Annotated in this window: 1 protein-coding gene; it reads left to right on the top strand. The window is 76.6% G+C overall.

What is annotated here, in order from left to right:
* The first annotated feature begins 306 nt into the window (after positions 1 to 306).
* Positions 307 to 10,482: a type I polyketide synthase gene (locus MXD62_RS31155; RefSeq protein ID WP_248832945.1), complete on the top strand. Its 10,176-nt coding sequence runs from the start codon at positions 307 to 309 to the stop codon at positions 10,480 to 10,482.
* The last annotated feature ends 22 nt before the right edge of the window (positions 10,483 to 10,504 follow it).

Below are 10,504 nucleotides of genomic sequence, written 5' to 3' on the forward strand. Positions count from 1 at the left end.
GGGGGCGACGCCAACAGCGACGCCAACGACGACGGCAACGGCCTTGTTCTGAGCGCCTTCCAGTGATCGTCTCCGAGAGCCTGTAGACCGTAGCATTTCGCTCCGCCCGCGAGCCAGTTCCGTCCGACAGCAAAGAACGGGAAATCCAGCGGCAACAAATTCCAGGGCCTTTAGAAGATCTAAAGTGAATCAACAGAACCCCCCCTTACGCTGCGGACAGACGTCCCGGGAGGTGTGCCGTTCGGGGAGCGACGTCGACCAGACCGTTCACGACTCGGATCGTTCACGACGAGGAGCGACACAGCGATGAGCAGTGGATCAGCCGTGACCACGGGCGGGAATGAATCGCCGCGGTCCGCCGGTGACCCGGTGGCGGTCGTGGCGGTCGCCTGTCGGCTCCCCTGCGCGCCCGACCCGGCCGCGTTCTGGACGCTGCTGCGCGGCGGCGGCGACGCGGTCGACCGCGGCCCGTCGGTGCCCGGCCGCCTCGGCGCGCGCTTCGGCGCCCACCTAGACGACGTCTACGGGTTCGACCCCGAGTTCTTCGGCATCTCGCCGCTGGAGGCCGAGCAGACGGATCCGCAGCAGCGTCTCGTCCTCGAGCTCGCCTGGGAGGCCGCGGAGAACGCCGGCCTGCGCCCGGCGACCCTGGCCGGCAGCCGGACCGGGGTGTTCGTCGGCGCGATCGCGAACGACTACGCCACCCACCTGCTGCGCGGCGGCACCGACGCGGTCACCCGGCACACGCTGACCGGGCAGAACCGCGGGATCATCGCGAACCGGGTCTCTTACACGCTCGACCTGCGCGGGCCCAGCCTGACGGTGGACGCCGCGCAGGCGTCGTCTCTGGTCGCCGTGTATCTGGCGGTGGAGAGCCTGCGCCGCGGCGAGTCCGACCTCGCGTTCGCCGGCGGGGTGCAGCTCAACCTGGCGCCGGAGAGCACCGTCACCGCCGGCCGGTTCGGCGCGCTGTCCCCCGACGGCCGGTGCTACACCTTCGACGCGCGCGCCAACGGGTACGTCCGTGGTGAGGGCGGCGGGATCGTGCTGCTCAAGCGGCTCGCCGACGCCCGGGCGGACGGCGACCCGGTGCTCGCGGTGATCCGCGGCGGGGCGGTCAACAGCGACGGCGCGACCGACGGGCTGACCCTGCCCAGCGCGGACTCCCAGGGCCAGGTCCTGCGGGAGGCCGCGCGGGCGGCGGGCGTCGACCCGCACGAGATCCAGTACGTGGAGCTGCACGGGACGGGCACCCGGGTCGGCGACCCGATCGAGGCCGCGGCGCTGGGCCGCGCGTTCGGTGCCGGGCGGGCCGCCGACGCGCCGCTGCTGGTCGGCTCGGCCAAGTCGAACGTCGGGCACCTGGAGGGCGCCAGTGGGATCGTCGGCCTACTCAAGACGATCCTCGCGGTCGCGCACCGCGAGCTCCCGCCGAGCCTGAACTTCGTCACCCCCAATCCCGACATCGCCTTCGACGCGCTGCGGCTGCGGGTACGCACGGCGCACGGCGCCTGGCCGGCTCCGGACCGGCCCCTGATCGCGGGCGTCAGCTCCTTCGGGATGGGCGGGACGAACTGCCACCTGGTGGTGGCCGAGCCGCCACGGGACACCGACACCCCCGCCGTACCCATCGCGACAGCCCCCGCAGTGCCCGTCGCCCCCGCCCTCGCCGCCGGCTCGTCGCCCGCGGTGCCGTGGCTGCTCTCGGGCCGCGACGAGGCGGCGCTGCGCGCGCAGGCCGGCCGCCTGCACGACCTGCTGACCGCCGCCGGCCCGGCTGCGCTCAGTTCCGCTGTGCCCGGCCCGGCGGTGCCCGACCCGGTGGACGTCGGTTTCTCCCTCGCCACGACCCGCACCGCCTTCGAGCGGCGGGCTGTGGTCGTCGGCACCCACACCGCCGACTTCCTGACCTCGCTGCGGGAACTGCGCGACGGCGGTCAGGCCGCCGGGCTCGTCACCGGGCCCCGGCATGACGTCACGGAGCGGGGCGGGGTCGTCCTCGTCCTACCCGGGCAGGGGTCGCAGTGGGCGGGCATGGCCCGTGAGCTGCTGGCGACGTCGCCGGTGTTCGCCGAGCACATCGCCGCCTGCGCCGCGGCGCTCGCCCCGCACGTCGAGTGGTCGCTGCCCGACGTGCTCGCCGGGGCACCCGGCGCGCCCCCGCTCGACCGGGTGGACGTGGTGCAGCCGGCGCTGTTCGCGGTGATGACGTCGCTGGCGGCGCTGTGGCGGTCGTTCGGGGTGCGGCCCGACGCGGTGATCGGGCACTCCCAGGGTGAGATCGCCGCCGCCTACCTGGCCGGTGCGCTGTCCCTCGCCGACGCGGCAGCGGTCGTCGCCCTGCGCAGCCGGGTGCTCGCGCGGCTCGCCGGGGCGGGCGGGATGGCCTCGATCCCGCTGCCGGCGGCCACCGTCGTCGAGCGGCTGGGCGGACCGGACGGCCCGCTGGCGGTGGCGGCGGTCAACGGGCCGTCGTCGACCATCGTCTCCGGCGACCCCGGCGCGCTGGACGCCCTGCTCGCCGGCTACGCCGCCGAGGGGGTGGACGCGCGGCGGGTCCCGGTGGACTACGCCTCGCACTCGCCGCAGGTGGAGGCGGTTCGCGACCCGCTGCTGGAGCTGCTCGCCGGCATCAGCCCCCGGCAGGGGGACGTCGCCTTCTACTCGACCGTGACCGGCGAGGCGCTGGACACGTCCCGACTCGACGCCGACTACTGGTACACCAATCTGCGCCGGACCGTGCGCTTCGAGGCGGCCGTGCGCACCGCGCTGGCCGCTGGCCACCGGGTGTTCATCGAGGCCAGCCCCCATCCGGTGCTGACCGGCGGGATCCGGGCGATCATCGAGGCCGACGCCGCCGGTGGGGCGGCACCGGCCCTCGTCGTCGGGACACTGCGCCGCGACGACGGCGACGCGCACCGGTTCCTGCGGTCGGTCGCCGAGGTGCACGTGGCCGGCGGCGCGGTGGACTGGTCGGCGGCGTTCCCCGCCGGGGCCCGTCGGGTGCGGCTGCCCACCTACCCGTTCCAGCGCCGCCCGTTCCAGGTGGACATCCCCCTCCACACCGCGACAGGCGATCCGGCGACGCAGGCGGCTGCCGGCGCGCCTGGCGCCGCGCATCGCGTGACCGGCGTGACCGGCGCGGCCGGCGCGGCCGGCGCGGTGACCGAGCCGGTTGCCGCCGGGTCGGCGCTGGCGCGGCGGCTGACCGGGCTGCCCGCCGCGGAGGCCGAGCGGGTGCTGCTGGAGGTGATCGGCACGAGTCTCGCGATCGTGCTGGGCCACGCCCCCGGCGCCGTGCGGCCGGACCGGACCTTCTCCGACCTCGGGTTCGACTCGGTGAGCGCGGTGGAGTTCCGCGACCGGGTCGGAGCCGCGGCGGGAATCGCGCTGCCCTCCTCGGTGACCTTCGACTACCCGACGCCCCGCAAGCTGGCCGGCTACCTGCGTGCCGCCCTGGCCGGCGACCTCGGCGCCGGCGCCCTCGACGCGGGCACCGGCACGGGCCGGGCGAGGGGAACCGGCGCCGGCGGTCCCCGGTCCGTGGACGAGCCGATCGCGATCGTGGCCACCGCCGGGCGCTGGCCGGGCGGGGCGCGCTCCCCCGAACAGCTCTGGGAGCTGCTCGCGGCGCGGGTGGACGCGATCGGGCCGTTCCCGACCAACCGCGGCTGGGACCTCGACGCGCTGCACGACCCCGAGCTCACCCGGCCGGGCACCTCCTACACCCGCCACGGCGGGTTCCTGCACGACGCCGACACCTTCGACGCCGAGTTCTTCGGGATCTCCCCGCGGGAGGCGGCCGCGATGGACCCCCAGCAGCGGCTGCTGCTGGAGACCGCCTGGGAGACGCTGGAGCGGGCCGGCATCGACCCGGCGTCGCTGCGCGGGACGTCCACCGGGGTGTTCGCCGGGGTGACCCCGCACGACTACGGCCCGCGGCTGGCCGAGGCACCGGAGGGCTACGGCGGGTACGTGCTGACCGGCAGCCTGGCCTCGGTCGCCTCCGGGCGGGTCGCCTACACCCTCGGGCTGGAGGGCCCGGCGGTGACCATCGACACCGCCTGCTCGTCCTCGCTGGTCGCGATCCATCTGGCCGTCCAGGCGCTGCGCGGCGGGGAGACCGGCCTTGCCCTGGCCGGCGGAGTCACCGTGATGCCCACACCGGGCATGTTCACCGAGTTCTCCCGCCAGCGGGGGCTCGCCCCGGACGGGCGTTGCAAGCCGTTCGCCGCCGCCGCCGACGGCACCGCCTGGGCCGAGGGGGTGGGCGTGGTGCTGCTGGAACGCCTCAGCGACGCGCGCCGCAACAACCACCCCGTCCTCGCGGTGATCCGCGGCAGCGCCATCAACTCCGACGGTGCCAGCAACGGCCTCACCGCGCCGAACGGCCCGTCCCAGCAGCGGGTCATCCGCGCCGCCCTGGCCAACGCCCAGCTCACCCCCGCGGACGTCGACGCCGTCGAGGCCCACGGCACCGGCACCACCCTCGGCGACCCCATCGAGGCCCAGGCCCTCCTCGCCACCTACGGCCAGAACCGGCCCGCCGACCGGCCGCTGCACCTGGGCAGCCTGAAGTCCAACATCGGCCACACCCAGGCCGCCGCCGGCGTCGCCGGCATCATCAAACTGGCCGGCGCGCTGGCCAACAGCCGGTTGCCCGCGACGCTGCACGTCGACGCGCCGAGCCCACACGTCGACTGGTCGGCCGGCGCCGTCACGCTGCTCAGCGAACCCGTCGACTGGCCGGCCACCCCCGACCGGCCGCGCCGCGCCGCCGTCTCCGCCTTCGGCATCAGCGGCACCAACGCCCACCTCATCCTCGAGGAGGCTCCGGACGAGCAGGAGGAGCCGACGGCGGACGCCGACCGTGATCCGGGCGTGCTGCCCTGGATACTCTCCGCGCATTCGGCGGCGGCGCTACGGGCCCAGGCCGCCGAGCTCGCCGAGCACGTCGGTGCCGACGGGTCCCTGCCCGCCGGTCGCTCCGCCGCGGACGTCGGCCATGCCCTGGCCACGACCCGCGCCCTGCTGGAACACCGGGCGGTCGTCGTCGGCCAGGGACCCGAGGAGTACCTCGGCGGGCTCCGGGCGATCGCCGTCGGGGACACCTCGCCGCACGTCGTGTCCGGCGCCGCCGGCCCGGCTGGCGCGGGCCGCACGGCCTTCCTGTTCACCGGGCAGGGCAGCCAGCGCGCCGGGGCGGGCCGGGAGCTGTACGCGGCGTCCCCCGTCTTCGCCGCCGCGCTCGACGAGGTCACCGCCCAGCTCGACGTCGCGGTCGGCCGGTCCGTCCGGGAGCTGCTGTTCGCCGAGCCCGGGTCGGCGGCGGCCGCCGAGCTGGACGCGACCGCCTTCACCCAGCCGGCGCTGTTCGCCCTCGAGGTCGCGCTGTACCGACTGGTGGAGTCGTACGGCCTGCGGCCCGACCATCTCATCGGCCACTCCGTCGGCGAGCTGGCCGCCGCGCACATCGCCGGGGTGCTCACCCTGCCCGACGCGGCGGCCCTGGTGGCGGCGCGCGGCCGGCTCATGCAGAGCGTGCCCGCGAACGGGGCGATGGCCGCGCTGGAGGGCACCGAGGAGGAGATCACCCACCTGCTCGCCGAGGCGGCGGGCACCGATACCGCGGGCACCGTCGGCATCGCCGCGGTGAACGGGGCCCGCTCGGTCGTGATCTCCGGCGACCGCGACCTCGTCGAGGAGATCGCCGGCCGCTGGCGCGAGAGCGGCCGACGGGCCCGCGGGCTGCGCGTCAGCCACGCCTTCCACTCCGGGCACCTGGACCCGGTTCTCGCCGAGTTCCGTACGGTCGTCGCGGCGGTGACGCTGCGGCCGCCGACGATCCCGGTGATCTCGAACGTCACCGGGCGGGTGGCACACGACACCGAGCTGACCGACCCCGACTACTGGGTGCGCCACCTGCGGGGCACGGTCCGCTTCCACGACGGCCTGCGCACGCTGGCGGGCCTCGGCGTCACCACCTACGTCGAGCTGGGACCGGACGCGGTGCTCTCCGCTCTGACCGAGACGGCCCTTGCCGAGCAACCCCAGGCCGAGGGAACCGAGGCCGAGGCGGTCGTCGTCCCGTTGCTGCGGGCGAAGCGCCCCGAGGTCCGCTCCGTCACCACCGCCCTGGCCCGCCTGCATGTCGAGGGCGCCGCCGCCGGGCTCGACTGGTCGGCGGCGTTCGCCGGACGCGAGGTGCGGCGCACGGCCCTGCCCACCTACCCGTTCCAGCGCCAGCGGCACTGGTTGGACGGATCATCGAGGCCCGTCGACGCGTCCGGAGCCACCGCGGCGGGCGTGAGCGCGTTGGAGCATCCGCTGCTGACCGGCGCGGTCGAGCTGGCCGACGGCGGCCTCGCGCTGACCGGCCGGCTGGACCAGGCCGACATGGGATGGCTCGCCGACCACGCGGTGCGCGACACCGTCCTGCTGCCGGGCACCGCGTTCGTGGACGCCGCGCTGGTCGCCGGGGAGCGGGCCGGGGTACCGGTGCTCGACGAGCTCGCGCTCACCGCGCCGCTGGTGCTGCCCCCGTCCGGTGCGGTCGACCTCCAGGTTCTGGTGGCTGCGGCGGACCCGGCCGGCGGCCGGGCGGCGGACGGCGTCGAGCGGCGCGCGGTGACCGTGTACTCCCGCCCGGCCGCCGGCCGGACCGGCCAGCCGGCGCCGTGGAACCGGCACGCGACCGGCTTCCTGCGCACCGGGAACTCCCCCGCGGACACGAGTGCCCCCGGGGGCGGGCTGGCCGGCACCTGGCCACCGCCCGGCGCGACCGCGCTCGACGTCACCGACCTCTATCCGCGCCTGGCCGAGGACGGCTACCAGTACGGGCCGGCCTTCCGCGGCCTGCGCGCGGCCTGGCGGCACGGCGACGACATCCTCGCCGAGGTCACCCTGCCCGAGGCCGCGGGCGGGCGGGCCGACCGCTTCGGCGTCCACCCGGCGCTGCTGGACGCGGCCCTGCACGCCGTCGTCGGCCTGCTGCCCGCGGCCGGCGACACCGGCGACGAGAACGGGAACGGGAACGGCGGCCGGAGCCGGACGCGACTGCCCTTCACCTGGCAGGACGTCGTGCTGACCGGCACCGGCGCCACCTCGCTGCGGGTCCGCGTCACCCCGGCCGGGGCGGCGGACACGGTCAGGCTGGAAGTGGCCGACCCCACCGGCGCGCCGGTCGCGACGATCGGCGGCCTCACGCTGCGCCCAGTGGCGACCGAGGCTCTGGTCGAGGCCAGCCTGCGGGCCGGCGGCTCCACCGACGACGGGCTGTTCCGCCTGGACTGGCCGGTGGTGGATGCCGCGGCCGTGGACACGGCCGTGGGCGCCGCCGGGGCCGACGCGGCGGCCGGGCCCGACTGGGTCCTCCTCGGCGACGGCCCGACGGCAGACCTGGACTCTGAGTTCGTGGACGCGGGATTCCAGGTCCGCGCGGACCTGGACGCCCTGCGCGCGGCCGTCGACGCCGGTGGCCAGGTGCCCGCGCTGGCCGTCCACCGCCTGCTCAGGGCACCGGACGCACCCGACGCGCCCGACGCGCCGCCTGGGCCGGCCCCGGGCGGAGGCGCCGGCTCCGACCCGGTGCCGGCGGCGCACGCCACCACGCGGGCCACACTGCACCTGCTGCGGGAGTGGCTCACCGACGAGCGGTTCGCCGGGTCACGCCTGGTGATCCTCACCGAGCGGGCGGTGGCCACCAGTCCCGGCGAGGACGTCGAGGATCTGCCCGCGGCCGCGGCCAGGGCCCTCGTCCGCAGCGCCCACACCGAACACCCCGGCCGGGTGGCGCTGCTCGACATCGACGGCCGGGAGACCTCGCGGGCCGCCGTCACCGGCGCGCTCGCCCTGCTCGCCGCGGCCGGGCACGGCGAACCGGCCGAACCGGCCGAGCTGGTGGAGCTCGCGGTGCGCGACGGTGAGATCCGCGGCCCGCTGCTGGCACCGCTCGGGGGGCGGTCGGCGCTGGCCCCCCCGGCGGCCACCGACGCCTGGCGGCTCGACGTCACCACCGCCGGCTCGCTGGAGAACCTCGCCCTGCTGCCCGAACCGGAGGCGCAGCGGCCGCTGGCGCCCGGTGAGGTGCGCGTCGCACTGCGCGCCGCCGGTCTGAACTTCCGGGACGTCCTGATCAGCCTCGGGATGTACCCGGGCGGGGCGCGGATCGGCGCGGAGGGCGCCGGCGTGGTTGTCGAGGTCGGCGCGGCGGTCACCGACCTGGTACCCGGCCAGCGGGTGATGGGCCTGGTCCAGGGCACGCTCGGCCCGCTGGCGGTCACCGACCGGCGGCTGCTGGCCCAGATCCCGGCGGGCTGGTCGTTCAGCCAGGCCGCCGGCGTCCCGGTGGCGTTCCTCACCGCCTACTACGGCCTGGTGGATCTCGCCGGCCTGCGCGCCGGGGAGTCGCTGCTGGTGCACGCCGCCACCGGCGGGGTGGGGCAGGCCGCCGTCCAGCTCGCCCGGCATCTCGGGGTCGAGGTGTTCGGCACGGCGAGCCCGGCCAAGTGGCCGGTGCTGCGCGCGCAGGGGCTCGACGACACCCACATCGCCTCGTCGCGCACCCTGGACTTCGCCGACCGGTTCCGCACCGCCACCGGTGGGCGCGGGGTCGACGCCGTCCTCAACTCGCTGGCCGGCGAGTTCACCGACGCCTCGCTGAACCTGCTGGCGCCCGGCGGGCGGTTCGTCGAGATGGGCAAGACCGACCAGCGGGACCCGGACCTGGTCGCCGCGGAGCACGCCGGCGCCACCTACCAGGCGTTCGATCTGTTCGACGTCGACCCGGCGCGGATCGGTGAGATCATCGCCGACCTCACGCCGCTGTTCGCCGCCGGCGCGCTGCGGCCGCTGCCGACGACGAGCTGGGACGTCCGCCACGCCCCCCGCGCGCTGCGCCAGCTCAGCCTCGCCCGGCACACCGGCAAGCTGGTACTGACGCTGCCCGCGCCGCTCGACCCGGCGGGCACGGTGCTGGTGACCGGCGGGACGGGCAGCCTGGGCGTGCTCACCGCCCGCCGGCTGGTCACCCATCACGGGGTACGCCACCTGCTGTTGGCCAGCCGCGGCGGCCCCGGCGCACCGGGCGCCGACGCCGTGCGGGCCGAGCTCGCCGCGGCGGGCGCGGCGTCGGTCACGATCGTCGCGGCCGACGTCACCGACCCGGACGACGTGCGCGGGCTGCTCGCGGCGGTCCCCGCCGAGCATCCGCTCACCGCGGTCGTGCACACCGCCGGGGTGCTCGCGGACGGGGTGGTCACCTCGCTCGACGACGCGGCGCTCGACGCGGTGCTGCGACCGAAGGTGGACGGCGGGTGGCTGCTGCACCAGGCGACCGCCGGGCTGGATCTGGCGGCGTTCGTGCTGTTCTCCTCGGTGGCCGGGCTGCTCGGCAACGCCGGCCAGGCGAACTACGCGGCGGCGAACGCGTTCCTCGACGCGCTGGCGTACCACCGCCGCGCGAACGGGCTGCCGGCCGTGTCGCTGGCCTGGGGCCACTGGGCACAGGCCGGCGGGATGGCGGGGCAGCTGTCCGCCGCCGACCTGGCCCGGATGGCCCGCACCGGGATCGCCCCGATGTCGAACGCCCGCGGCCTCGCGCTGCTCGACCTCGCCCTCGGCGGAGCCGCCGCGCTCGCCGGCGCACCGGCGGGGGCGGAGCCGCTGCTGGTGCCAGCCCGACTGGAGCGGGCCGCGGCCGGCCGGGTCGGGTTGCTGCGGGGGCTGGCCCGTGACCCGCTGCGCCGCGGCACCGGGCCGGTCGGACAGCTGGCGGGTGGCACCGACGGGCCGACGGATCCGGCCGGCGGATCAGGGCCGGCGGCCACCGCGGGTGGCGCCGGCGGCGCGGGCGCGCCGGACCGTCCCGCGACGCTCGTCGAGCGGCTGCGCGGACGCCCCGCGGACGAGCAGCGCCGGACGTTGCTCACGCTGGTACGGACCACCGCGGCCGAGATCCTCGGCCACGCCACGGCGGCGGCGATCCGCCCGGACCGCGGCTTCCTGGAGGCGGCGTTCGACTCGCTGAGCGCCATCGAGCTGCGCAACCGACTGGCCCGCCAGACCGGCGTCCACCTGCCGACGACGCTGCTGTTCGACCATCCGACGCCGGTCGCCCTGGCCGCCCACCTGCGGGACACGCTGGTGGGCGACGAACCACCCACGCTGGGCGGGACGCCGGCCGAGGTCGACCTCGAAGCCGAGATCTCCAGGCTGGAGGCGGCACTGGCCGGCCCGGCCGCGGCCACGGCGCAGGGCGCCGAGGCGGTGGCGCGGCTGCGGGCCCTGCTGGCGACGGTGCCGGACCAGGCACGCGCACCGGCGGCCGAACGCGGCGGCACTGCGTCGACCGAACGCGGCGGCGCGGCGGCGGCCGAGCCCGGCGGTTCGGCGGACGAGCCGGCGCACATCACCGAACAGATCGTCGGCGCGACCGACGACGAGATCTTCGACTTCATCGACCGGGAACTCGGCATCTCCTGACGGCCCCGCGTCCCGACGCACC

Source organism: Frankia sp. Mgl5 (genome assembly GCF_023242985.1).
GTDB classification, from domain to species: domain Bacteria; phylum Actinomycetota; class Actinomycetes; order Frankiales; family Frankiaceae; genus Parafrankia; species Parafrankia soli.